Genomic DNA, 26,079 nt, shown 5'->3' on the forward strand with positions numbered 1-26,079 from the left:
AGGTACCCTTCCTACACAATAAATTATTCTCACACATTCTTTTTCTTACTATTATGCGAGAAAATGTAATACTTAATCTTACCAATCAATAAAAAGAAGAGTCAATATATTCAATAATAGTTCGAATTTTAAGTTTAAATCTGACAAATATAGATATAGTACAGGTAGATTCAATTGTTTTTGTAGCATAACAGAGTAAAATGTTTTATAATTTAAAATAGTTAAACATCATAAAAATACATTTAATTTTCTCATTCTACAAGGGGGCTTCTTATGCAGCACACAAACAAATCTGAAAATTTAAATCGAGGTTTAAAACAGCGGCACATTACCTTGATGTCTCTTGGATCAGCTATTGGAGTTGGATTGTTTTTAGGATCGGCTTCTGCTATTAAACTAGCTGGACCTTCCATTTTGCTAGGTTACATGATTGCTGGACTTGTTATTTTCTTCATTATGCGTGCTCTCGGAGAAATGGCAATTGAACAGCCTGTTGCTGGTTCTTTTAGTAAATATGCACATGATTATTTAGGACCACTGGCTGGTTATATCACTGGCTGGAATTACTGGTTTTTATGGGTCGTTACTTGTATGGCCGAAATTACTGCGGCTGGAATCTATATGGAATTTTGGTTTCCAGATATCCCGCGCTGGATTTGGGCATTACTGGCTCTTCTATTAATGAGTGCCTTTAACTTTTTATCTGTAAAAGTGTTTGGGGAACTTGAGTTTTGGTTTGCTTTAATCAAAATTGTCACAATAATCTGTATGATATTAATTGGGACAGGCATTATTCTATTCGGATTTGGAAATGATGGCATCGCTACTGGAATTTCAAACCTTTGGTCACATGGCGGATGGTTCCCAAATGGTTTTTCTGGTTTACTTCTTTCCTTACAAATGGTTTTATTTGCTTATTTAGGTGTAGAACTCATCGGTGTTACAGCTGGTGAAGCACAAAATCCAAAAAAGACACTTGCAAAAGCAATTGATAACGTATTTTGGCGTATTTTACTGTTCTACGTTGGAGCTTTATTCGTTATGATGGCAATTTACCCATGGAATGAACTTGGTGATAAAGGAAGCCCGTTTGTATTAACATTTCAACAAATTGGTATCGCAAAGGCAGCTGGTATTATTAACTTTGTTGTCTTAACAGCAGCTCTTTCTTCTTGTAATGGCGGATTATTTAGTACAGGACGCATGCTGTTTACGCTAGCAGAACAAAAGCAGGCACCCGAAAGATTCGGGCGTTTAAATAAAAATGGCATTCCAAGTAACGGTATTTTAGCAACCGCTTTCGTTCTGCTCGTTGGTGTTATTTTAAACTATCTTGTTCCAGCAAAAGTATTTACATGGCTTACAAGTATTTCAACATTCGGGGCAATTTGGACATGGGGCATTATATTAGTTACTCAAATTCGTTTCCGCAAAGGCTTATCATCACAAACCAAACAAAAATTATCATATAAAATGCCTTTATATCCATTAAGTTCTTATTTTTCACTTGGTTTCCTTGCGCTTGTGTTAGGTATAATGGCATATTCAGAAGATACACGAATTGCATTAATTGTTGGTCCAATTTGGTTAATTGCATTAGTCGTCGTGTATTATATGAAAGGGTTCCATAAGATAGATAAAGTACCTAATGCAAAAATTAGTTAAGTACGTGCTCCCTTCCTTATTACAAGGAAGGGAGTTTTTATTTTTCACACAAATATTTCTCAACAAAATCTACGTTATTTTTACAATATTTTAATATATTTTATATTTTCCGCCTTTCTTTTTACAGAAAAATCAATTACATTATTAAAGCAAATATATTTATTATTAGGGGGATTCTTCTATGAAGAACAAAAAATGGCTTACGTTTTCTTTGGCAACCGCGATTACACTCAGTATAGGAAGCGCTTATATTCCATCCGCTTTCGCTGAAAGCTCGGTAGATCCAGCTCCTGAAATTGCTGCAAAAGTTGTTAATCAAAACAGTGGAAAGAAAGTATTATTTGATAACACACATGGTCAAACAGCAGGAACAGCTGATTGGGTCATTGATGGTGGTTTTTCTGATTTTGGAAACGGAATTGCCCAAAACGGCTATTTTGTAAAAGAGCTTCGCCAATCTACACCGATTACATATGAAAATTTAAAAGATTATAATGTATTTATCGTTCCTGAAGCAAATATTCCTTATAAAAAATCTGAGCAAGACGCTATGCTACAATATGTTAAAAATGGTGGCAGCATCTTCTTTATTGCAGATCATTATAATGCAGACCGTAATAAAAACCGCTGGGATTCTTCAGAAGTTTTTAATGGATATAGACGCGGGGCATGGGACAATCCTGCAAAAGGGATGTCTAATGAAGAAGCAAACTCTCCAGCAATGCAAGGAGTAGAGAGTTCTGATTGGTTATCACAAAACTTTGGTATTCACTTCCGCTATAATGCACTAGGTGATATTTCTGCACAAAACATTGTATCGCCTGAACAATCATTTGGCATTACAACAGGCGTTTCATCCGTAGCGATGCATGCTGGTTCTACCCTTTCTATTACGAATCCTAAATTAGCGAAAGGAATCGTGTACCTTCCAGAAAATCCACCAAAGTGGAATAATGCTGTTGATAGTGGTGTTTATAATGGTGGTGGTATTGCAGAAGGCCCTTATGCTGCAATTGCCAAAGTCGGACTTGGAAAGGCAGCCTTCATTGGTGATTCTTCTCCTGTTGAAGATGCATCTCCAAAATATGTTCGTGAAGATACAGGGCAGTCCAAGAAAACATATGATGGATATAAAGAAGAAAATGATGCTGTTCTGTTAGAAAACATCGTAAATTGGCTGTCTAAGCAAGAAACGTATACAAGTTTAGATCAAGTAAGCGGCTTACAGCTTGATGCACCAACACCTTTACAAACATTTGAGCAACCCAATTTATCAACTGAACCACAACCAGAACCTTGGAGCGCTCCAAATCAAGGCTACCAATGGTTTAATACAAATACATTTAAACCTGGTTCATACGGATATAATGGTAATGGTACGATACCTGCCCAGGATTATACTATTATGCATCCTAGTATCCTACCAAATAACGAAATATTTCAAATGAAAATTCAAGTAAATAATTTATTACCTAATACAACATATAACAATTATTCTTTAGGAATTTTCACAACTGGTGGAACGCAAGTTGCGAAAGTTCAAAATGAAAACGGTACTTGGCCATCCACTTTCGGATATAGCAATGCCTTTTCATTCACAACAAATAGCCTAGGTTTTGCTGAAAAAATCGTAAATGTACAATTGGTACCAAACACAAGTGGGCAAGCAACACTGCGCCTTCGTCAAAATACAACAGCAAAATATAACGAAACTGTTACGATTAATAAAAAGTAAAAAAAAGAGCAATCCACATTGGATTGCTCTTTTCTACTTCTCTTTTTCCTTTGAAAAGAACATTCTCGAGATAACAATTCCTAATCCGCCAACAATTAAAAACAGTACCGCTCGAATCATCATTGATACTTCTGGTAAATCAAGGAAAAATAATTTCCCTACCGTTACGACTAACACAACTAAACCGGCATATAATACTTCATCCATTTTCCTATTTCGTCCAAACCAAACTGCAAACAACGCATATACCATCCACAATAATGATACAGACACACTAATTATACTTCCATTCGCAAAAAGAATTTCACCAACTCTAGTAATCGTAATAAATACGAGTATCATAAATCCATATAGCGTAATAGAATTAATATGCTTCCCGCAATGCTTCAGCATGTGCTTTGTTTTCAGCATTCCATAATAAAATGTTCCAATTAAAATAAGATGTGCAACAAAAGCCGCTGAAATAAATGTCGTAAATGGACTTACAACTGTCTGTATCATACCAATCGCATAAACTACAGCACTTGTATATAATTTGATTTCTTGCTTTCCTTTAACAGAAGTAACAATACCAAGGAATCCTTGCAACATTAATACAATTGCAGCATTTACTAAACTGCATTCATATAGAATCGCTAAACTAAACGATCCCATTGCGACACCAAATAGAAGATCTGTAAATAGAGATTTCTTGCTCTTCCTATATTCCGCTACAAACATACCACCATGTATCATTGCACTAATTAGCAGCCCCCATGTTGTAAAGTCTGGAATTTTAGAAATTGCGATGATAAAGAGAACTGCACTCGCACTAAATATCGCAATTCGAGGCTGATATATAAATTCCCTATCCATAAACATATGCCAAAAAAGTGTCATATGAATCAGTCCATAAACCATTGTTAATTGTACTTGCAAATGTCCTAATAACATCGACATAATCGCAAAGAAAATAAGCGTTACAAGTACAGAAACACTATAAGATACCATATATAAATACTTGTAACGATTCTTCAGTGCATACCATAACAGACTAATCGTTAATATCGTTTCATATCCAAAGAAAATGTAAGAATTAGGTGTTGTGCTATTTAATAAAAATGGAACAAAGAAAGCTCCTACTGCTACAAATATAGCAAGATACTCTGATTTATATCTTCTAGCAAGATAAATACCAAGAATAACCCATATAATATTGAGTATGAACGCGATGCTTGCAGGAAGAAATTGATATAAATAATGTGCAGCAAACGTCGTTAAGACAATTCCTGTAATGCTTCCCCCGGCTAATACTAACCCTAGCGCTTGTCGTTCCTGCTTTATTTGTATATCACCTATATAATATAATCCTACTGATAATACTACGCCAAATACAATACGAATTGCTGGAGTCAACAATCCGGCATCTACTCCTGCTTTAAATAACCAAATTACTCCAAATAACATAATACCTACGAAAATACGCGGCAACCATATTTGGCAAAACTTTATAAGATCAAATGGCTCCGGCTTAAATGCAGATATATCTACCTGTTTTACTTCTGGTTCCCCTATACTTTCTTGACGAACGACTACATCTTCTTGTCGTACATTTGTTTTAGGGATACTGCCTTCTGCTTTCTTTTCAATAGGCTCTGGTTTGTTCAGCTCTCTTGCTCGCTCAACTTTTTCTTCCTCTACTGCCCTTTGCTGTTCCTTCAATTCATAAAGCGCCTCTTGCATCGTTTCAATTGCGGTTTCAAGCGCTTCTATTTTTTTATTCAAATCTTGCTTCATTCGCTTCCCCCCTAACCAACCTTTTTATAACAACTATATATTACCAATTACTTATATCATACTCTTAGTCTATTCATTTTTTAAGAATTTTTTCCTGACATTCCCTAGTTTTTGCTATTATAGTAACAAATAGCATTTCTCTTTCTATTTTTCATCAAAACTGCAAAATGGAATTAAAAATATTGTTTATGAGGTGTTGCTTTGAAACAATCGATTTGGAATAATGTCTCAAAAAAGAAAACCCGTGGTCTAAGGCGCGCATTCCGAAATTTCCTGAAATATACTACTATGCATACAAGCTCTTTACCAAATGCTAACGAACAATCTGCTTTAGGTTGCTGGTCTACTCATCTTCCCTTCAATCCTTCTTATATAGATGCAAAACGTAAATCAAACTCGATTAGGCGATTTTATTTACAGACAGCAATCAATCGAGTAGAGCATTTAATCCATATAAAAACTATAACCGAAAAAGAATATCGTATTTATTTTGTTGTCTCTTTTCCTAATTTACACGCTTCTAATATCTTAATTGTATTTAGTAAACAAGGGATAGAACGATTTTTTGAAGGCTTTCTAGGCAGATACCAGGAAGGGTCACAGTGGGTTTCATTACCACAAGAACGCGATATTGAAAAAGAATTCAGCTTGCATATCCCTAAAGAATTACAAGTAAAAGGATATAGAGAACTGTTTACTGATTCTAATGACAATGACAAAGAAATATGGTTTATTGGTGAATTAGACGAAAAAGGTGTTTTCCATTTATAGAAAACACCTTTTTCGTCTAATTTTTTTTCTTTACACAAATACTTACAACCACTCCAAGACATCCACTTACAATCGCCGGAACTAACCATCCTACTCCTTCTGTATAAAAAGGAATATGTTCTAATAAAGGTGTCCACTTTCCCATTAATACGTTACGATTTAAAATATCTATCCCACTAAATACCGCTACTATCCCAATCGTTATCGGATATATATATACATACCGGCTGATATGTTTATGACACAATCCTAAAATAATAAGCGTTAAAGCAATTGGATATATAAATCCAAGAATCGGAACTGATACTTTTAAAATTTGTGTTAATCCTAAGTTAGCTAAAACCATACTAACAACACTTACTATGAGAGCCCAGACCTTATAAGAAACTTTCGGAAATACATCTGCAAAAAACTGACTACAAGATATAACAAGCCCAATGGAGACACATAAACAGGCAACTGTAAAAATAATTCCTAATAATGCCACACCGCCTTGTCCAAATAATGTAGTCATAACTTGTGCTAATACTTTTGCCCCATTATCAAATTCTCCAAGCGAGCCACTTACTGATCCGACATACCCAAGAATGATATAAATAATAGACAACAAGAGACCAGCGCCAATACCAGCCATACTCATATATTTCGCTACGCCCTTTTCATCTTGCACACCTTTTGCACGTAAGGCATTCGAAATAACAATCCCGAAAATTAAGGCTGCTAACGCATCCATCGTTAAATAGCCATCTAGGAACCCTTGAAACATAGGAGCTTGTCCATAATTTCCTACTGGTGCTTTCACATCTCCGACCGTTGTAAACATACTTTTTATAAAAATAAGAGCAATCATACATAATAATAAAGGCGTTAACACCTTTCCAAACAGTCCCATCAATTTCGATGGCGATAGGCTTAACCAATATACAATACTAAAGAAGACCACAGTGTAAAGCAGCAGGGTTATACTACCTGCTGCTGGAAACAACTGACCTGGCCCCATTTCAAAAGCTAAGCTCCCTGCACGCGGTATCCCAAGGCCAGGACCGATAAACACATACACGAAACAGGGAAAAATGATCGCAAAAGAGGGATGAACCCGGCTTGCTAGAACTTGAAAGCTCCCCGCTTTAGCAATTGCCATGACACCCAATATCGGAAGACCTGTTGCTGATATGATAAAGCCTAGCAATGCAATCCATACATGTTCTCCTGCTTCATATCCAAGAAAAGGTGGAAATATAAGATTTCCAGCACCAAAGAACATGGAGAATAACATTAGACTAATAAGCAAAATTTCTTTTTTCTGTAACAATTTCATTTCTTTCTCCTTCTCTACTTTCAAATAAAGTAGAATCCTTTCCAACTTAAAAAATACGTCATGAATTGTGATCTATATATACACCAATTAAAAAACCGACATAAAATCCCCTCTTTTTAGGTGGGAGAGAGCATCTGGCCATGCATAAAAGCGGTCAGGTCCTGTTCCTGTCACATGCGAAGTAAAAACAGAAAGAGCAAACGAGTGTAGGTTACTTTTTCTTCTGCATAACAAGGATTTAGATGTCGAACAATTAAAACGGATTTATAGAGCAAACATAGTCCATAGTCTACCACAAAAGAAACTCCCATTCTATATCTCGCCTGTTTTCCAATTTATTCCGAAAAATCGGCCTTTATTGACTTCTAATAGTTAATAAAGTAAACTATTAAACATACAAAACTATTAACTTTGTTTTCGTTTGTGTCAGGAGGAAACTTATATGGAATCAGCGATACAACTTGAGAAAAAACAACAAAAGGGCAAGAAACATCCTCCAGGTTTATATTTACTCTTCTTTACAGAAATGTGGGAACGATTTAGTTACTATGGATTACGAGGATTATTAACACTATACTTAACAACAGCTTTAGTAAGCGGTGGTCTTGGGTTTAGTCCAGGATGGGCACTTTCCATCTACGGATTTTATACTGGAGCATGCTATTTCACTCCATTGATTGGGGGATTCTTAACAGACCGTTTTCTAGGTAAACGCCTAGCCATCACTATGGGTGGTGTAACAATGGCAATCGGTAACCTTACACTGTTTGCTTGGCAAAACCAAGTCGGCCTATACCTCGGATTAGCGCTTATTATTATCGGTAATGGGTTCTTCAAGCCAAATATTTCTACACTTGTCGGAGAATTATATGAAGAACATGATCCAAAACGTGATAGTGCATTTACAATTTTCTATATGGGCATTAACGTAGGTTCATTTTTAGCTCCACTCGTTTGCGGATTTTTATCAGAAAATTTATTTAAAACAACGATAGATGGTGTTGTTCATTACGGTTTCCGTTATGGTTTCTTAGCGGCTTCCATCGGTATGATCGTGGGACAAATCTTATTTACAACATTATCTAACCGTTTCCTTGGTGATATCGGTAAAAAACCAACTAGAGATTTACAAACATCTTCTGGTAAACAAACAGCTGGAAATACACCACTGACAAAAAAAGAAAAACAACATACAGCAGTTATCGTGATTCTAACTTGCTTCGTTGTCTTCTTCTGGGCTGGTTTTGAACAAGCTGGTAGTTCATTAACATTATATACAAACAAATTTGTCGATCGTTCAGTATTTGGATGGGAAATTCCGACATCTTGGTTCCAGTCAGTCAATCCATTATTCATTATTTTACTTGCCCCAGTTATTTCAGCATTATGGGCAAAACTCGCGACTAGAAAGCGCGGCGATTTAAAAATCCCAACCAAAATGGGACTCGGTATGATTTTACTTGGAATTGGTTATATGGTTCTTGTTATCGCTACATTAAAAACAGGTAGTGACGAGCACAATATTACAGAAAAAGCAAACCTGCTCTTTATTGTCTTTACGTACCTTTTCCATACGTTAGGTGAACTATTCTTATCACCCGTTGGACTATCTATGGTTAGTTCCCTAGCACCAGTAAAATTCGCTTCTTTACTTATGGGGGTTTGGTTAGCAAGTTCTGGAATTGCTAATATTTTAGGTGGTCAACTTGCAAGCTTTACAACTTCACTTGGATATTCAGAAGTATTTACTGTCATTGGAGCTGTAGCCATTGTTCTAGGATGCGTGTTATTATTGATCTCTAAAAAATTAGTAAAATGGATGGATTAAAAAACGATGAGGGGGTCTCCCCTCATCGTTTTTGTATTTGCGGATTGTTACCGCCTTTTATTTATTTAATTTTTTCGTCTGTACAAGATCACCAGAAACAACAAAGCGCTTTGAATTATCTGATACAGATACACATGTAATAAGTGTCACTTCTGTTTTCCCGTGATCTTCTACCACGTCCCACTTATCAGGTGTAACTTCTGATACACTTGTAACAGCATACTCGTATTCATTTTCATTATCATATAAATAAATTTTATCGTTCTTTTTTAATGATGATAGATCACTAAACAAAACACCTTTTTTTGACATGTTATGGCCTGCTAGCGCATAGTTCCCTTTTCCCATTTCTTGCTTCTCTTTTACAGTTGTTGCTCCTGACAATAAATTCTTCTCAGTGGAAGCTTTTAAAACAGGAAGCTTCAATGAAAGACTCGGAATCTCAATACGTCCAATTACTTGGTTTTTATCTAATGATGCATTCGCTACTTCTGATAAATTGGGTTGATCGATTTTAGAAGCATCTACAAATTTTGTTTCATGCTTTTCATATTTCATTTTCTGAACATCCTGTACATTCGCTGTTTGCTTCTTCTCTGCCTTATACCCATCGTAAAATGGCTTACCAATTAATACTCCACCTACAATAAATAGAAGGATTGCTAGTATCGTATAAATTCTTTGCTTGTTCATACTTAATCCCTTTCCCTTACATAGTCTTACTCCTATATAAAATCATAAATTAAGATTGGCATATGTACAAGCATAAGACAAAAATAAAACCTCCCACTATATATACATCAATTAAAAAAACGACATAAACCCCCTCTTTTTAGGTGGGAGAGAGCATCTGGCCATGCATAGAAGCGGTCAGGGCCTTTTTCTGCCACATGCGAAGTGAAAACAGAAAGAGCAAATGAGTGTAGGTCACTTTTTATTCTGCATAGCAGGGATTTAGATGTCGAAAAATTAAAATGGATTTATATAAACACAGAAAGTTTTCCAGTACATCATTCTCACACTAGTAAATACTATCGTCAACAACCCGCCACTTAACACCCTTACGGGTCGTTTGAAGTGGGGGCTTGCGTCTGTCAGAGTTCGACAGTGCTTCTACCCTCATAGAGAGCAACTACGCTTATTCCTACCCAGTAGTGCGAACGAGCAACGCTCTCCTACCTTAGTGTGGTGGAACATAAGGACGGTTGACTTCGCCCTTACTACAAGAGCTATACTCCTGTAGTAACTACACCAATACGTTCAATTCCTTTACGGTGTAGATTCATAGCACCAATACGGTCATCGTTTGACTTGTATTGGCAGTTTTTACAACAGAATGTGTGTAATTTCTTATTACGATTTGCTTTCTCGATATGCCCACATTTAGGGCAGGTTTGAGAAGTATATTTTGGGTCTACGACAATTACCTTCTGTCCGTTCATTTCCGCTTTATATTCCAGCATCTGACGGAACTGGTAGAAAGTCCAAGAGACAGAAACATAGCGGTCTTTCACTCGTACTTTTTCAGTTGCGGAACGAACACCTGTTAAGTCCTCTAAAACAAACATAGTACCTCTAGGGTATTTATCAACGAGTGCCTTTGTAATTTGATGGTTTACATCAGTTACATAACGGTTTTCTCTTGAACCAATTTGTTTTAGTTTTTTACGTGCAGACGGTGTTTGCCTCATTTGCAACTGTTTACGAGTAGCTTTAAACTTACCACGCTTATGCTTAACAACATTTCCGTTGTAGAAAGTAGTTTTACCCTGACTATCATAAGTGGTAGCAAGAAAGTTGATTCCTAAATCAATACCGACAATATTTTTTACATCTACATAATCTAATTCAGTAAATTCTTTTGTCATTGGAATGTGTAAGAACCATTTTTTATGTTTGTGCACAAGTTTAGCAGTACCAAACTTCCAAGTATTGTTAAAGTATTTTTTCATAGCTTTGCGTTCATAATTCAACCTAAGACGACCATCAAGTGTATTTACACTAAATTGGCTTTGAGTTAGTGAGTAGTCACGATTCCAAACAAGGTCATATTCTGGAAGTTTAAATTCAATTAAAGACCATTCATGTCCATTTGATTTAGCTGACTTGTATCGAGCAATCACTGTTTTCATAACAGATTGAGCCATTTGACTTTTTAGTCCAAACTGATTTCGCAAATTAGAATAATACAAGTTATTCAAGTTTACTTGATTTAGATTTTTTGTTTCAAAGATATGTTTTGATAACCAATTACAAGCCTTACGATAAGCGTTAGTTGTTATCTTTAGGCTTTCAGCTTGATTGCCAGAAACGTAGATTTGTATTTTCGCAGTAATTGTAGACATTATCCTCACCGCCTTTCACTAAATATATTATAACAAAATTTTAGTGAAAATAAATAATCTGAATAGGAGGAGGAAAGGTGGAAGTTTCAGATACTTAATATGGTACAAAATCTTACGATTTTTAACGTACCATACCGTATCTGACGGCAATTCCTCCCCCACTTATCGTTGGGCTACGCCCTGCACACGATTGAAGTAGGGGTATCCTTGCCGATTTTAGATGAAGTGAAACTTTAATCAGTGGTAGGTCTTCATCTCCACTGATTATTAGCCCTCACTAATCAGGCTTCTACTGGCAATTTCCCTCCCACCTAACTTTCTTTACTTTCACTGAACTTTGAGGTGAGAATAGGCGTATTACTGCCCGCAAATAGCAGGATAAAAAAGATGTGCATAACACACCTTTAAGCAATTTTATTTCGATACAAAGACACATGAAACACTGTCATTTGAATAAAGAGAATAAAAAATAAGATATATAGTGGATATTCTGGGATATATAGGTTCACTATAGGAGAAAAGGTCAAGAATCCAATCGCACAAGGTAATACATACAACAATGAAATAAATGTTGTACGACATGCCTTCTCAGTAATTACTTTCTCACGCTCATCTTCTTGCGGGAATAATAAAGGATACATCCAAAAGGATAGAGACTTATATTTTTTCTTTTGAATTTTATAGAAAACAGTTGATACAACAGCTACAGTCACCATTAATAAGAACGGTATTATGTTTATTGATACTTCAAATGGCACTCTCTTATTTTGAATAATATTTGCAAGTTCCATAACAGCATAATAAAGTTCAATAAACATCCAACAAGCTAATCCAACATACAATACATTCACTACATAAGAAAAAGCAATTCTATTCATTTTCTTTCCCCTCCTTATTTAAAACAAATACATCCTCCATCTTTAACTCAAACACATCACAAATCGTTAATGCCAACAACAATGATGGAACGTAATCGCCCTTTTCAATCGCCGCAATGGTCTGCCGTGTGACACCAACCTTTTCAGCCAATACGCTTTGCGTAAAGTTAAAGCGAGCTCTTAGCTCCTTCACTCTATTGCAAATGGTCAATTTTACCACCTCTTACTTTTCATTGTATGCTAAACTTTACAAAATGTATACTCAACTTAACATTATACGTATAAAAAAACCAACTTTACTGCATGTAAAGTTGGTTTTGGTTTAATTTAAAATTGTAACTTTAACGCTTCTTACACCCCAAATACTAGATGCAGCTGCATTTGGCATTAACACATCGATTTTATGACCTTTAATAGCTCCACCAGTATCTCCTGCAATTGCTTCACCGTATCCGTCAACATATACACGGGATCCTAGCGGGATAACACTTGGATCAACGGCAATTAACTTCATACCAGGGTTTGCAGTTAAATCATGCCCCTGTCTAGAATAAACTCGATCTCCAGCTTTACCACCATTTTCAGACGGATCAGCTGTATAAGCAGTTGCCGTTACATAAATTTCACGACCACCTTTAGCTGGTTGTGGATTCGGTGCTGGCTTATCATCAGCTTGCTTAGGAGCTGGTGCTGCTGGTTTAGCAGCTTGTGCTTTTGCTAGAGCCTCTCTCTCAGCTTTTGCGTCTGCTTCTGCTTTTGCACGTGCTTCCGCTGCTAATCTTGCAGCTTCTTGCTCACGAGCAATCGTGTCTTGTACTGCTTTCATATCTGATTCAATTTTTGCCTTTTCTTGTGCAGCTAAATTGATTTGACTTGCAATTTCATTGTACTTCGCTTGAACCAATTGTAAATTTTCTTGGCGTTTTTTCAGGTTTTCTTGTAAATCAGCTTGTGCTTTCGCTAATTTTTGTTTATCTCCTACTAAAGACGCTTCTTTTTCGTCAATTGCTTTCTTATCTTCTTCAATTTGACGAAGGTCTTGTTCTTGCAATCGTAAGATTTCTTTATCTGCATCTAGGATTGTAGATACTGCAGTCATACGTTGTAGGAAATCAGCAAAGTTCTTTGAATCTACAACAACTTCCATTACTAAACTTGTATTTGAAGTATTTTGAACAGAAACCATACGTTTTTTCATAATATCTTTACGAGCAAGCACTTTATCTTCTAAAACGATAATCTCTTGCTTTTTTTGCTCAATCTGCTTATGTGTTTCATCAATTTTCTTCTGAAGAGCAGTTTGATCTTCTTTATTTTTTGTAATTGTATCATTTAAATTATGTAATTCACTTTCAATTCCTTGAATTTCTTTATTAACAGCTTGCTTCTCTTGTTCTTTCTTTTGAATATCATTGTTATTCTGCTGCAATTGCTGTTGCATGTTGTTCAGTTTCTCGTCGTTTGACTCAGCTTTTACAGCGACTGTACTAGAAAGAACGATAATTCCTGCTAATACTAGGCTACTGATTCGCTTAAAATAGTTCATAATCCGACTCCCTTCTTATACAGTTATACATGATTTATTTTACAGTTTGTTTACAAACTCATTAAATACTGTTTATTTTTCATGGAAATAAAAGAAAATTATAAAAAAAAACGTAATAGATTCTTAAATATTTAACAATTCCTATATTTATAATTTATAAAAGATGCTAAAATCCAAATATAGAGAAAATAAAAATTCAAAGGCGGTTGGAGCGGATAACATGTTTACACAAACAAAATCATTGCAAAATAAAATTAGCCAATTGGAAGACCGAATACACGAGTTAGAAACACAATTAAAGCAAAAAGACATTGAACAACAAGAAACCATTTCTTCCATACATAATCGTGTACAAAATGTTGTTCAAGAACATGAGCATGTAAATAGCCAACATCACACACTTCAAAACTTAATCCAACAATTAAGCGCATGCTTTCAAAATGTTTCTACAAGTACAACGAACTCGAATGAATTAAATAATGAAATGCTGCAAAAAGAACAAGACCTTATTCAATCTATCGAAGAGATCGTAGCATGTTCCAATGAAGGAAAAGAATCTGTCCATCGTTTATTAATCGTAATTAACAAATTAGGTGAACAGTCACAACGTACTTCTAATAGTATGAATCATTTAAGTGAACGCTCTAAAGAAATTGAACAAATCGTTGAAGTTATTCAGAACATCGCTGCCCAAACAAACTTATTAGCACTAAATGCAAGTATTGAAGCTGCTCGTGCTGGTGAACATGGGAAAGGGTTTGCCGTTGTTGCAAATGAAGTACGTAAATTGGCCGAAAGCACAGCGGAAAGTACTAAAAACATAGGGAATTTAACGAAAAAAATTCAAGAAGAAATTGAAAAGGCATATGACAATACAAAAGATAATTTACACTTAGTTGACGAAGGTGTAGAAATGAGTGCTGATACTAACTCTAGAATTGAAAATATATTAATCATGGTTCAAACATTGCAGACTGGTGCTACAAATGTCATTAAAGCGATTGAAACTCAAAAACTTTGCAATGACGATATATTACGTGAATTTACACATACACAACAAATGTTCCAAAAATTAAATACTACTATCATGAAACATATTGATGATGCTGAAAAAGTCGATGTACAATTATCAGAAAGCATACAAGAAATTGCTGCAACAAAGCAATGATAAAATCCCCTACTTTTTGGTAGGGGATTTTCTTCATCCCCCACTGATTGATTATTAGCTCTCACCAATCGGGCTTTTACGTGATAAAAAGAAAAGCCTCTTACTGTTCATATACAGCAGGAAGCTCTCTTCTCATTCATATACTTTCTTTTCTTGACAATATAAGCGAATAACATGTGTGTTTGTTCGAAATACATCATGTGTTACACGAATAATAATAAAATTTCTTTTTGTTGTATCATCGTGAAGAAAAATTTGTTCTCCTTCTTGAAAACGCCAGGTGCTTTCAAAAGTCATAATATGATTCCCGCTTACAGAAAACAATTCATATTGCATCCCTTGTACCTTCTCTCTACTCGTGTTATCCTATTATCTTTATATTAAATTTAATATGAAATTAATTCAATATAATTTAATATTTGTTAACAAGTATTTTTAAAGTTATAACGGAAAACGAATTTTCTTCAAAATATATCGATGGAAAATGAAATATATCGAACACAACTCTGAATATATCGACGTTTCGACAATGCGCGACAAAAAAAGAGCGTCACATAGTCAAAAAATCGACTTATGAGACAGCTCCTTTATCGTGATATTTAACGATTTACATACGTGTCAAACCAAAGCTGAATATATCCAGCAGTTACACGCTGCGCTTCCATTAAACGCTTACCTGTCATTGGCGTAACCTCAGCGCGCCATTTATCTGCATAGTCTTGCGATACGGCTGCTCTTACGAACCAATCTTTCGTATTATCATTTACAATGCTAGGGAAATCTTGCTTTGCAGCTACTGCTGATGCATGGATCCAATCTTCAGGATTTGCACCTTTCCAATTCCAATATCCATTTCCATCATTCACTTTGTAATTATCTTTTATTGTATCCACGAAATTTTCATATTTGGAATGGAAACCTTGTGGATAAGAAAGATTTGTAAAGTTTGCTGCATGCATTGGTTGATTCACATCTCCTAAATAATGAAGAGATAATCCTAAATAGAAGAATGCTTGTTTCATATCTTTATTTTGATAAGACTCACCAGCAAGTTTAAAATATTTTGCTCCAGTTTCCTTCGCTTGTTTTGCAAACGGAATATATGTTGTTCCATTATCAGGATCATAGAAATGAGAAGCAAATGTACTATTATCATAATAAGGATTTTCATAATCAGCAGAATAAATACCATTCTCTAAATCTGTGCGCCATTCATTTAATAATGCAACTTCATCTTGTTTAACGACTGTTGTATTATGAGACATAATGTCAATTCCACGATTTACAATCCATAAATGAGAGTTTACTCCCTCTTTATGTCTATCCTCAGCAGACCAGCGCGGAATAACTCCAACTCCATGCCCTCCGTCATTTTCATGAGCAAATGCTACATTTTGTAACGGTGCTACTAATGTAATTGCGGCTGCTAAAGCAAGTACTTTCTTTTTCATGTGAAATCCTCCCTTTCTAAGTTAAGTTATGAAAATATGTAGTTAGGATCCTATAATGTCATTTGGTTAACCTATGATTAGAATATCCCACCTTTCAAGAAAATTCTATTAATAAATTGAAATATGCGAATCTTCATATCATTATAACTATATATAATGAATAATAAAATACTCTTCCATTGTAATAAACGATTGTTAATATCATGCAAATGAATCTCTAAAATATTGTAAAAAAATAAAAGCAATCAGACGCTTACTCTGATTGCTTTTTACACTTTTTCTAGAAAAAGGCTACTTTTTTCTCTATATATTATTTAGGTGAAACAAGAATTTTCACTTGTGTTTTATCTTTTACAAGTGCTTCAAATCCTTCTTCTACAACTTGATCTACTGTAATCTTTTTCGTAATTAATTTCTCTGCTTGAATTTGACCAGAGCTAATTAATTTAATAACAGCTGGGAAGATGTGGCGATATCCAAGGATACCAATCACTTCTTTTTCTTTTAATACTAAGTTATTTGGAGTAATTGTCGCGTCTTTTTCCCATACGCTGACAATAACAGTTTGTCCTTCAAAACTTGTACTTTCAATTGCTTGACGAAGTACAACTTCAACCCCTGTTACTTCAAAGCTAACGTTTACACCTAAACCATTTGTTACATTACGAATTTCTGCTAGTACATCTTGTGTTGCTGGATTTAATACGTAATCAGCACCTGCTAATTTCGCTAACTCTTGACGTTCTTTAGAAAGTTCAACTGCAATAATAGGATTTGCTCCTGCTGCTTTTGCCGCTTGGATTACAAGAAGTCCAATTGGTCCACAGCCAAATACAGCTACAGCTTCACCTTCTTTTAATTTACTTTGGCGTACTGCATGAACTGCAACTGCTGCTGGTTCTACAAGTGCGCCTTGTTCATAAGTCATTTCATCTGGAATATGGTGAACCATATTTTCTGGTACTACAGTATATTCAGAGAAACCACCGCCGTCTCCACCAAGACCGTGGAAAACAAGTTGTTCACAAACATTATAATGGCCATGTTTACAAGCTTCACATTTACCACAAGAATAAATAGGTTCTACAACAACGCGGTCCCCTACTTTATGAGATGTAACTCCTTCACCAATTTCAACCACTTCACCACTAAACTCATGACCTAAAATAACAGGTGCTTTCACATGTGTTAGTGGATGTTCTTCTGTTGGAATAAAAATAGGTCCTGCTAAATATTCATGTAAATCTGTTCCACAGATACCACACCATTTAATTTTGATTTTCACTGCCCCTGGTCGTACAGTTGGTTCTGGAATTTCCTCTACTCGTACATCACGTTGATTATGCCAAAGTAATGCTTTCATTTTATACATCCCTCTCTACGTATATACTTAACCTGGTGAAGTTTACAAATCTATTATAGTACCTTTATCCATATATTTCAAAAAATAAATCCATATTTCACCATTTTTTAACAATTATTGTTCGTTATTTTGTCACTTTATACTTTTTTCCACATCTGTTAATTCAATTTCATTGCAGGTGAAATTCGCATTATGCCATAATAGCATAGGAGAGGTGAATGTCGCTTGAAATATTTTATTTATTTTATTGTTATCGTAGCGTTTTTAGATACATTTTCACAATTGCCTATTATGAGTACTTACGCACAAAGCCTTGGAGGAACGCCTCTTATTATTGGACTTGTTGTGGGCATGTACTCATTTGCTAATATGATTGGTAATATTATTGCCGGTATATCTGTTGATAAATTTGGGGCAAAAAGAGTACTTTATATAAGTATGGGAATTACAAGTTTCATAGTCTTACTATATACCGTTGTCCAAAGTGGCGAACAATTACTTATCGTTCGTTTTCTTCACGGATTTAGTGATGGTTTCTTAATTCCCGCTGCCTTTACATTCCTATCTAAACAGACAAAGTCAGCAAAACAAGGAAAGGCAATGGCACTATCTGGTGCAGCTGTCGGAACAGCTGCAATCGTCGGTCCCGCTTTCAGCGGCATTATGAAAGCAACCGCAGGGATACAATGGGTATTTATTACAATCTCAGTTTTAATGGTAATTGGTACAGTCGTATCCTTGTTCTTATTACCAAATCATATAACAAGAACAGATACATCACGTACACAAATGATGAATACAGAAGATATGATGGGTCTATTAAAATCCGAACCATTATTACAAGCGTACCTTGGCGCATTTACATTAATGTTTTCACAAGGAATTGTCACATATATGCTACCAATGAAAGTGGAAGCACTTGCACTCAAATCATCTACAACAGGCATGATGATGAGTGTCTTCGGGCTTACAGCAATCCTCTTCTTCTTATTGCCGACAAATCGTATTTTCGATCGCTTTAACCGTTCGAAAATGATGCTAATTGGTATCGCGATCATGGCATTTGCACTATCACTACTCGGTCTATTTACAACAAAAGGTATGATTTTTATCGTCATGATGATTTACGGAATTGGGTTCGCTATCCTCTTCCCTTCTATTAACGCTTTACTTGTTGAAAATACAACAGAAAATAACCGCGGGAAAGCATTTGGATTATTTTATGCATTCTTCTCATTAGGAGTAGTCGCTGGCTCATTTACAATTGGAGCAATCGGTGCATCACCTAGCGCAAGTTTTGTAATCGGAACAGCATTCTTACTAACCTTCGCTGGAATGATTTATGTTAGAGGAAAAGTAAAAAAGACAATGATGGGTTAAATTCCATCGTTGTTTTTTTATTAGAATACCGACGAGACTTCGACAATTTCCTCGGAAATATTTCTTTTCCTTGCATAGTTTGATAAATTACACATAGAAAAAGCACGCACTTGATATCAAGTGCGTGCTTTTTCTATTTTACTAATCTATTAACGATGAATCCAAACAGCTCCTGCCGATTTATCATCTGCTTGTCCAACAACTTGGAATTTAAGTCCTAATTGTGGAACTTTGCGTCCCGCATCAGGAATTTGACTATTGCTGTATACTTTAGAATCATCGAATGTTGTCACACCTTGTAAACCAGGATAGTTAAATTGCCCGCGTGTTAATGAATTTACATTCCAAGCTGGTGTTTGATCAAATGAAAATGCAGCATCTGCAATTTGTAAACCTGTGTTTCCGTATACTGGTTTTCCACTTAAATTTCCTACAACTGCTTCTGGATGGGAATCAACAACACCAAGGAATCCTTCACCAGGATGTTCACCAACCCAATTATCTTTAAAACTATCATCCGCATACCAAACAACAAGACCTGTATTATACACTGGGCCTTTACTTGCTTTTAATCCCATATCTGAACCAGCGTAGTTTCTCCATTCTAAGTAATAATAATGTGGTTTCTTTTCTGTTCCATCAGAAACAACAAAACCTTTTAAATTCATTTTTTCTTGTCCTTCCGCATCATCTGAGAATACGATTTTCCCATCAACTGTTACATTCACATTATCCATTGCAAAACCTTTATACGTTAAGGCCGGATCTGTAATATAATCAAATTGCAACTTCACTTTCTTCCCTTTAAATTGGCTTAAATCATATGATTTATCAATCCATTTCCCCTCTGTTGTATCTTGGTCCCCTTTTACTACCTTATCTCCTAGTTTATCAATCAATGTTTTTGTCCCATCTTCTGTCACAGCATGCACTTCAATAAAATCACAATTTGCTTCAAGTTCATAATTTGCTTTGTAATCAAATTTTGCATTAGCTGCCTTTGTTAAATCAAATAATGGCGTTTCTAATGTTGTATGGATATCATCGCCTCTTGTACTATAATATGCGTGCTTTCCAAATTCCGGTTTAATTGTTTCAATACTTTTCCCAGGTAAATTTACACGTACAAGGCCTGGACGATTTGATTTGGTAACACTTTGATCAATATATGTAGGGAAACCTACGCCACGTTTTATTTTATCGTAATCTACTTCTACAATCTTCGCCCAATTTCCACCCATGTTTTTTTGTAAGAAATCTTTATTTTGTGGTGAAAAACTTGTTGGTTCTGTTCCCGCGATTTTTCCTGTCCAGCTACCACCACTCATTAATGACCATGCTTCAACAGGCGATCCAGTTCCTGTATAGTTTGTATCATACTCATCTGGCAATCCAAGATCATGACCAAATTCATGAGCAAATACGCCAACTGCACCATCTTCAGGTTCAATCGTGTAATCATGTGCAGCTACTTTTCCATCCCAATAGGAAACCTTTGATTTGGTTCCTTCAATTGCGACAGGATCTTTCGCTAATTTAGAGCGATGTGACCAAATTGCATCATCACCTAATTTACCACCACCAGCTTCTTGACCAACACCAGCATGAATCACCATTAAATGATCGATTACACCATCTGGTTCATTTGTATTCCCATTCCCATTTGTATCATAGCGATCAAACTGATCAAATTGAGATAAATCTATTCCTTTCTCAGCGGCTGCTTTTAATGCTTCCTTTACTAAATCACGTGGCCCTTTTGGTCCTTTATTATCATGACCGCTACTACCATCAGCCCCGTAATCGGCAGCTTTTCCTGGAACAGTTAGCCATTCTGTTACATATCCATCTGTCGTGTAACTCCCGCCGGACTGCTCTTCATAATATTGTTTAAATGTTTTTACTTTTGAACCATCAAATAACGTAAATGGTTCATTACCAAATAACATGTTTTGATAATGTTCTCTACTAAAATCTTTCGAATACATATAGCCTGGTGTCTGCTCAATGTTATTATGTTTATAATCACTAAACTCTACGAGTAGTACAAGTACTTTATCTGTACGTATAGCTCCTTTATATGGAGCTTGCTTCGCCGGGAAAGTTGGGACTTTCTCATTTAGCTGCTTTTTATTTAGTGCTGGTGTTTGCTCCGCGTTAACGTTTTTTACAGGTTTCTTTACTTTTTCCTTTTCTTCCATTTTTGTTTCTTTTACTTTTTTCACAAAATCAGATGCTTCTTTAGCAGGATCACCAGGAAGAATTTCTTTGTTTAGTTGATCCCCTTTCTTTTTCTCAATATATTGTTCCACAGCTTTTTTTGTCTCTTCTTTGGATGCTGACGGATCAATCGTTCCCCTTTCTTTCAAAGCTTCTGCTAAGCGGTCTTCTTGAATTAAATTATTATCAATTTGGGGCGTTGAGATTTCCCCTTTTGATTGAGAAGGTGTTTCCGCATAAGTTGATGATGCACCAAATACAAATGTGCAACCAAGCATTGTTGTAATTGCTAAAGACGATAACACTTTAAATGGTGTTTTTCTTTTCATTACTAGTTCCTCCCTTATCCCCTCTTTTTAAATCTAAAAATTCAGATAATTAATAACGTATATGAGTTCTATCCTCCCTTGTTATGAAAAAAGACATGATTCTATAAATGATGAGTATCCCTTTATAGAATCATATCCTCCAGTTCTCTGGTCAGACCCTTCGCTTACTCTTTTATCCTATGTCAAAAAAGCTCAAAACAAAAAGTTGTTTGTTATATATTAAATAACTTAGATAACAAAATGAAAAGATAATATGCATAATTGCATGAAAATTCTTTCAATGATCATTTAGCAAATTAACAAACCCAAGATTAACAAAATGTTAACCTTGGGTTTGTTTTACTTATTTCCCTTGTGTTTTTTCCCAGTCTGCTAAGAATTTCTCAATTCCTTGATCTGTTAACGGATGTTTTACTAATGATCCGATTACATTTGCTGGGATTGTTGCAATGTGTGCACCATTTAATGCTGCGTCTGTTACGTGAACACTATGACGGACAGATGCTGCAATAATTTCTGTCTCAATACCGTGAATTGCGAAGATATCAGCAATTTGACGGATTAAGTCCATACCGTTGTGACCAATATCATCTAAGCGTCCTAAGAATGGAGATACATATGTTGCACCAGCGCGTGCTGCAAGCAATGCTTGTACCGCTGAGAATACTAACGTAACGTTTGTGCGAATTCCTAAATCAGAGAATGCTTTTACTGCTTTTAAACCTTCTTTTGTCATTGGTACTTTTACAACAACGTTTGGAGCAATTTTTGCTAATTCTTTTCCTTCTTCAATCATTTTATCTGCTTCTAAACTAATTACTTCTGCACTTACAGGCCCCTCTACCACACTGCAAATTTCACGAATGCGTTCATGGAAATCTACGCCCTCTTTTGCTACAAGTGATGGGTTTGTTGTTACGCCTGCTAATACACCTAGTGCATTTGTTTCTTTGATTTCGTTAATATTTGCTGTATCAATAAAGAATTTCATTTGTTATTCTTCCTTCCTAAATGTAAGTTTATATTTTATTTTTTCTTAATAAGCTCTAATTCAATCGGAATGAATTTTTCCACTTTTTTACCTTGGTTCACTTGTTTTGCTGTTTCCATCGCTTTCTCCCGATTAATTCTGGTTTTTGTGCAACAGTTGCTGCCATACATCCATCATTAACTGCTTTCACAGCATCGTCCGTTGCATCAAATCTAACAACAACCACATCTGTTTTCCCAGCAGATTTTAATGCTTCAAGTGCACCTAATGCCATTTCATCATTATGAGCGAATACTGCTTTAATATCACCATTGGCTTGTAAAATATTCTCCATAACGGATAATCCTTTGGCACGGTCAAAATCAGCAGCTTGCTTAGCAGTAACTTTTAACCCCTTATCAGCTACTTTATGGAATCCTTTCCCGCGCTCACGTGCAGCAGATGATCTAGGAATTCCTTCTAGCTCAGCAACATTTGCCCCTTCACCAACAAGTTCATGAATGTATTCGCCTGCCATTTTGCCACCTTCGATATTATCTGAAGCAATATGAGAAACAACTTTCCCTGAGTTTGCAGCGCGGTCTACTGTAATAACAGGAATATTCACCGCATTTGCTGCACTCATAGCTGAGGCAACAGCGTCTGAATCTGTTGGATTAATAACAACTACATCAACGCCTTTTTGAATTAAATCTTCGACATCATTTGTTTGCTTCGTTGCATCATTTTGTGCATCAACAGCAATCAATTCGATACCACTTTCTTTCGCTTTCTTTTCTGCACCTTTTTTCAATGTGACGAAAAATAGATTATTTAAAGTGGAAACAGAAAATCCAACTTTAATAGTTTTATTTCTCCCTTTATCGCCAGAATCCTTTGCCCATTCCGGTGGTTCCATTGAACACCCGGCAGTAATTACCATGATACATGCAACGAGCATAAGCAACCATTTTTTCCTGAATTGTCCCTCCATTACGCTTCTTTTCGACGATCAATTAATACAGCAAGTAAGATAACAAGTCCTTTGACAACTTGCTGGAAGAAAGAAGATACCCCTAATAAATTTAAGCCGTTGTTTAGTACACCGATAATAATTACACCAATGAATGTACCAACAATCCATCCTCTTCCGCCCGAAAGACTTGTTCCTCCTAAAACAACTGCAACAATTGCATCTAATTCGTAAGAAGAACCAGCAGTTGGCTGTGCAGAATCTAAGCGTGATGTTAACACAATACCTGCAAACGCTGCCAAAATACCTGAAAGGCCGTAAATCATTATTTTTATTCTCGTTACATTAATACCTGATAGTGCCGCTGCCTCTTCATTCCCACCAATTGCAAAAGTACGGCAACCAAATGTTGTTTTCTTTAAAATAAAGTACAGAACTACGAAAGCAATCATCATCGTTACAGCTGGTACTGGAATACCAAGGAAATAACCACGACCAAACATTTGAAACATTAAGTGATCACCAAGGTCAGTGATCAGACGTCCGTCCATGCAAACAAGCGTGAACCCGCGAAAAATAGTCATTATTGCTAATGTAGCAATAAATGGTGCTACTTTTCCCTTCGCAATGATGATACCGTTTACAATCCCCATTGCAAGACCAGCTAACAATCCAACTGCCATCGCAAGGAACGGATCCATGCCACTTGTCATCATTCCAGCAACAAGTGCACTTGATAATGCTAAAATAGAACCTACCGATAAGTCAATACCCCCTGTTAAAATAACGAAGGTCATTCCAAACGCAATGAGTGCATTAATCGATACTTGGCGCAAAATATTAAATAAATTTGAAATTTCTATGAACGCTGGATTTAATGCGGTAATGACTACAATGATAAGCACTAATCCAATTAAAGAACCAAGCTGTTGTAATACATTCCCTTTTTCGTTCCATTTCGCATTTCAAAAATCACTTCACCAATTTTTGTATCACGCTCTGGATAACGTTCACCAATACTGCGGCCAACCATCATACTTACTACTTCATCAAATGATGTTTCAGGAATTAACCTTGTTCCCACATATTCTCCATCGCGTAAAATCGTAATAGCATCACAAATTGAAAAGATTTCTTCCACGCGATGTGAAATATAAACAAATGAGACGCCTTCTTTGCGTAATTGATTAATCACTGTAAAGAGCGTTTCAATTTCGCGATCCGTTAAGGCAGCTGTAGGCTCGTCCATAATAATAACGCTCGCATTTGTCATTAACGCCTTACCAAATCATCTATCACAACTTGTAATACATCTAAAAAGGAAGGTTTTCCAAGCTCTACTGCTAAATCAATTCGTTTCACTTCAGCAGGAATTGGCAATCCGCAATCACAATTGTATCCGTATGTCCAAGGGATGCCAGTACCGCAGCAATTTCACTATTTAATACTCCATGCTTTTTCATCCAACAATCACCTGCACTTCTCGCACCTTTTCTCTCGTCGGCATACCACCTTGAGCTCCAAGCCTCGTTACAGAAAGGCCACCGGCAATGTTTGCAAAACGAATTGCTTTTTGCAATGTCTCTCCTTCAGAAAGAGCCACCGCTAACGCACCGTTAAACGTATCACCAGCTCCTGTCGTATCTACTACTTCAACAGAAATACTTGGCACATGAACAATTTCTGTACCATTATGGAAACGAACACCTTGTCCACCTTCTGTCATAAGTAACTTATTTGGATATTTCGCAAGTAACTCTTCAATTGGTGATTCAAAATCATCTAATACAATGCGGCACTCATGTTCATTCGGTGTAATATACGTCGCTTTTTCCAAAATATCTGTTGATAACACTTGTGCTGGAGCTGGGTTTAACATAACCGGAATGTTATGCTCTTCACAAATAGCAAGAACGTATTTCACTGTTTCAAGTGGAATTTCAAGCTGAAGAACAACCATATCCGCTTTTACAAGAAGAGCTTTCGCACGATCTACAAGTTGCTCATTCACAAGGCGATTTGCACCTTGGACAACAATAATACTGTTATCTTCTTCTGCTAAAACAATATGAGCAATTCCTGTCGTCTCGTCTGTAACCGGTACCACATAATCGATAAAAATATGTTCATTCTCTAAATTGTTTCTAACTAACTTACCATAGTCATCATTTCCTACAGCTCCAACCATCGCTACATTCGCGCCTAATCTAGCTGCGGCAACAGCTTGGTTCGCTCCTTTTCCGCCAGGAGCTGTATGAAATGCTTCACCAATTACTGTTTCTCCTGCTTTTGGCCTTTTGCTTGAAACAGCTACTAAATCCATTGAAATGCTTCCTACTACTGCAATATTTGGCAATTATCTC

General features: G+C 36.0%; 19 protein-coding genes and 4 pseudogenes. 6 read left to right on the forward strand and 17 right to left on the reverse strand.

The annotated features are described in order from the left end of the window. The first annotated feature begins 273 nt into the window (after positions 1–273). Both ACIQ7L_RS22715 and ACIQ7L_RS22720 read left to right on the forward strand, forming a co-directional pair. Entirely contained in the window at positions 274–1,665 is a 1,392-nt protein-coding gene (locus tag ACIQ7L_RS22715) for an amino acid permease (protein ID WP_400571847.1), read from the forward strand. Between the two features lie 181 nt (positions 1,666–1,846). Continuing rightward, on the forward strand, positions 1,847–3,400 hold the full coding sequence (locus tag ACIQ7L_RS22720) for a DNA-binding protein (protein ID WP_400571849.1): 1,554 nt from the start codon (positions 1,847–1,849) through the stop codon (positions 3,398–3,400). Positions 3,401–3,433: 33 nt separating this feature from the next. On the opposite strand, the gene ACIQ7L_RS22725 is transcribed toward ACIQ7L_RS22720, so the two are convergent. Further along, positions 3,434–5,176 (reverse strand): DUF2339 domain-containing protein, encoded by a 1,743-nt coding sequence (locus tag ACIQ7L_RS22725; protein ID WP_400571851.1) that lies wholly within the window; start codon positions 5,174–5,176, stop codon positions 3,434–3,436. 201 nt (positions 5,177–5,377) lie between these two features. On the opposite strand from ACIQ7L_RS22725, the gene ACIQ7L_RS22730 reads away from it, so the two are divergent. After that, entirely contained in the window at positions 5,378–5,947 is a 570-nt protein-coding gene (locus tag ACIQ7L_RS22730) for a DUF3916 domain-containing protein (RefSeq protein WP_400571853.1), read from the forward strand. A gap of 16 nt (positions 5,948–5,963) precedes the next feature. On the opposite strand, the gene brnQ1 is transcribed toward ACIQ7L_RS22730, so the two are convergent. After that, positions 5,964–7,265 carry a branched-chain amino acid transport system II carrier protein BrnQ1 gene (brnQ1, locus tag ACIQ7L_RS22735; RefSeq protein ID WP_400571855.1) on the reverse strand — a complete coding sequence of 434 codons (1,302 nt, stop codon included), beginning with the start codon at positions 7,263–7,265 and terminating at the stop codon, positions 5,964–5,966. A 442-nt stretch (positions 7,266–7,707) separates the two neighbouring features. On the opposite strand from brnQ1, the gene ACIQ7L_RS22740 reads away from it, so the two are divergent. Then, on the forward strand, positions 7,708–9,093 hold the full coding sequence (locus ACIQ7L_RS22740; RefSeq protein ID WP_400571857.1) for a peptide MFS transporter: 1,386 nt from the start codon (positions 7,708–7,710) through the stop codon (positions 9,091–9,093). Positions 9,094–9,150: 57 nt separating this feature from the next. Here the strand turns inward: ACIQ7L_RS22740 and ACIQ7L_RS22745 are convergent, their stop codons facing one another. From ACIQ7L_RS22745 to ACIQ7L_RS22765, 5 genes are all read right to left on the reverse strand, one after another. Beyond that, positions 9,151–9,786, reverse strand: coding sequence for a class A sortase (locus ACIQ7L_RS22745; protein ID WP_400571859.1), 636 nt, complete (start codon positions 9,784–9,786; stop codon positions 9,151–9,153). Between the two features lie 536 nt (positions 9,787–10,322). Continuing rightward, positions 10,323–11,438: an RNA-guided endonuclease InsQ/TnpB family protein gene (locus tag ACIQ7L_RS22750; protein WP_400571861.1), complete on the reverse strand. Its 1,116-nt coding sequence runs from the start codon at positions 11,436–11,438 to the stop codon at positions 10,323–10,325. 404 nt (positions 11,439–11,842) lie between these two features. Further along, positions 11,843–12,316 (reverse strand): DUF2178 domain-containing protein, encoded by a 474-nt coding sequence (locus ACIQ7L_RS22755; protein ID WP_400571863.1) that lies wholly within the window; start codon positions 12,314–12,316, stop codon positions 11,843–11,845. After that, positions 12,309–12,527 (reverse strand): helix-turn-helix transcriptional regulator, encoded by a 219-nt coding sequence (locus ACIQ7L_RS22760; protein WP_141523267.1) that lies wholly within the window; start codon positions 12,525–12,527, stop codon positions 12,309–12,311. The genes ACIQ7L_RS22755 and ACIQ7L_RS22760 overlap by 8 nt, the downstream gene beginning before the upstream one ends. 111 nt (positions 12,528–12,638) lie before the next feature. Next, positions 12,639–13,862: a 3D domain-containing protein gene (locus ACIQ7L_RS22765; protein ID WP_400571865.1), complete on the reverse strand. Its 1,224-nt coding sequence runs from the start codon at positions 13,860–13,862 to the stop codon at positions 12,639–12,641. 631 nt (positions 13,863–14,493) lie between these two features. On the opposite strand from ACIQ7L_RS22765, the pseudogene ACIQ7L_RS22770 reads away from it, so the two are divergent. Continuing rightward, positions 14,494–15,030 (forward strand): annotated as a pseudogene (locus tag ACIQ7L_RS22770) (methyl-accepting chemotaxis protein); the annotation flags it as partial. A gap of 132 nt (positions 15,031–15,162) precedes the next feature. On the opposite strand, the gene ACIQ7L_RS22775 reads toward ACIQ7L_RS22770, so the two are convergent. The 3 genes from ACIQ7L_RS22775 to bdhA all read right to left on the reverse strand — a co-directional run bounded on the left by ACIQ7L_RS22775 (position 15,163) and on the right by bdhA (position 17,844). After that, positions 15,163–15,366, reverse strand: a complete 204-nt coding sequence (locus tag ACIQ7L_RS22775) for a hypothetical protein (protein ID WP_400571867.1) — start codon at positions 15,364–15,366, stop codon at positions 15,163–15,165. Positions 15,367–15,629: 263 nt separating this feature from the next. Further along, complete coding sequence (gene cerA, locus ACIQ7L_RS22780) at positions 15,630–16,481, reverse strand: phospholipase CerA (RefSeq protein WP_400571869.1); 852 nt, start codon at positions 16,479–16,481, stop codon at positions 15,630–15,632. A 310-nt stretch (positions 16,482–16,791) separates the two neighbouring features. Beyond that, positions 16,792–17,844 carry a (R,R)-butanediol dehydrogenase gene (bdhA, locus tag ACIQ7L_RS22785; protein WP_400571871.1) on the reverse strand — a complete coding sequence of 351 codons (1,053 nt, stop codon included), beginning with the start codon at positions 17,842–17,844 and terminating at the stop codon, positions 16,792–16,794. Between the two features lie 225 nt (positions 17,845–18,069). On the opposite strand from bdhA, the gene ACIQ7L_RS22790 reads away from it, so the two are divergent. Beyond that, positions 18,070–19,224, forward strand: coding sequence for an MFS transporter (locus ACIQ7L_RS22790; RefSeq protein WP_400571873.1), 1,155 nt, complete (start codon positions 18,070–18,072; stop codon positions 19,222–19,224). 149 nt (positions 19,225–19,373) lie between these two features. Here ACIQ7L_RS22790 and inhA2 read toward each other — a convergent pair whose 3' ends face one another. From inhA2 to rbsK, 7 genes and pseudogenes are all read right to left on the reverse strand, one after another. Then, complete coding sequence (gene inhA2, locus ACIQ7L_RS22795; protein WP_400571875.1) at positions 19,374–21,773, reverse strand: M6 family metalloprotease immune inhibitor InhA2; 2,400 nt, start codon at positions 21,771–21,773, stop codon at positions 19,374–19,376. A 343-nt stretch (positions 21,774–22,116) separates the two neighbouring features. After that, complete coding sequence (gene fsa / locus ACIQ7L_RS22800) at positions 22,117–22,764, reverse strand: fructose-6-phosphate aldolase (RefSeq protein WP_400571877.1); 648 nt, start codon at positions 22,762–22,764, stop codon at positions 22,117–22,119. 35 nt (positions 22,765–22,799) lie between these two features. Then, positions 22,800–23,737 (reverse strand): annotated as a pseudogene (gene rbsB, locus ACIQ7L_RS22805) (ribose ABC transporter substrate-binding protein RbsB). Further along, positions 23,737–24,630: an ABC transporter permease subunit gene (locus ACIQ7L_RS22810; RefSeq protein WP_400571972.1), complete on the reverse strand. Its 894-nt coding sequence runs from the start codon at positions 24,628–24,630 to the stop codon at positions 23,737–23,739. The pseudogene rbsB and the gene ACIQ7L_RS22810 overlap by 1 nt, the downstream one beginning before the upstream one ends. Before the next feature lie 14 nt (positions 24,631–24,644). Continuing rightward, a pseudogene (locus tag ACIQ7L_RS22815) lies at positions 24,645–24,998 on the reverse strand (sugar ABC transporter ATP-binding protein); the annotation flags it as partial. Between the two features lie 2 nt (positions 24,999–25,000). Further along, positions 25,001–25,179 (reverse strand): annotated as a pseudogene (locus ACIQ7L_RS22820) (RbsD/FucU domain-containing protein); the annotation flags it as partial. Then, a complete protein-coding gene (gene rbsK / locus ACIQ7L_RS22825) occupies positions 25,176–26,072 on the reverse strand; it encodes a ribokinase (RefSeq protein WP_400571878.1) in 897 nt (298 codons plus the stop codon). The pseudogene ACIQ7L_RS22820 and the gene rbsK, both read right to left, overlap by 4 nt. Positions 26,073–26,079 lie beyond the last annotated feature (7 nt).

It is taken from the genome of Bacillus sp. NPDC094106 (assembly GCF_044764345.1).
Classification (GTDB): domain Bacteria; phylum Bacillota; class Bacilli; order Bacillales; family Bacillaceae_G; genus Bacillus_A.